At 41.5% G+C, this 682-nt stretch carries 1 protein-coding gene; it reads right to left on the bottom strand.

Annotation, left to right across the window (positions count from 1 at the left end; all coding sequences use genetic code 11):
* On the bottom strand, positions 1–659 hold a 659-nt coding region (locus GB932_RS21760), incomplete at its 3' end, for an enoyl-CoA hydratase/isomerase family protein (protein WP_197517169.1).
* Positions 660–682 lie beyond the last annotated feature (23 nt).

The raw sequence follows: 682 nt of genomic DNA, 5'->3' as shown, positions 1-682 counted from the left end.
TCAAGGTTCAATAGATACTGTTCCGTTACAACTGTTGGCTCTGATAGATTTCCACCTACCATCACGTTGGCTAGTTTATCAGCAATTTTCTTATCGTGTGCAGAAATAAAGTTTCCGGTTAACATCTGGTCAGTTCCTACGTAGAACATTCCTAATGCGTCTTTACCCAAAACTTTTACTTTCTGTTCGATGGGCTGGGTATAGCCTTGTTCTGCTAATAGTTTCGCTACTTTTTTCGCTTCAGCAATCTGTCTGTTTTTGCTTACGGAAACGATGTCTTTCCCTTTTTCAAGGATTCCCATATCGTAAGCTTCATAAGCAGAAGTAGCTACTTTACCCATAGCGATGTTCATAAATGCATCACGAAGTCTGTTATTTTTAACATCATCATTGTGGAATTCTCTGGAAGTTCTTAAAGTCAATTCTTTAGTACCGCCACCACCAGGAATGACTCCAACTCCGGTTTCTACAAGTCCTATATACGTTTCTGCCGCTGCAACCACTCGGTCTGCATGCATGGTCATTTCGCATCCTCCACCTAAGGTCATTCCGTGAGGAGCAACTACTACAGGAATAGAAGAGTAGCGTACTCTCATCATTGATTTCTGGAAGTAAGCGATTGCCATATTCAAATCATCCCAATCCTGCTCAATAGCCATCATAAGAATCATCGCAAGGTTGG

Source organism: Microbacterium karelineae (assembly GCF_009745985.1).
GTDB lineage: Bacteria > Actinomycetota > Actinomycetes > Actinomycetales > Microbacteriaceae > Microbacterium > Microbacterium karelineae.
Note: the sequence above shows the minus strand (reverse complement) of the source record. Positions and strands in the feature narration are given on the sequence as shown.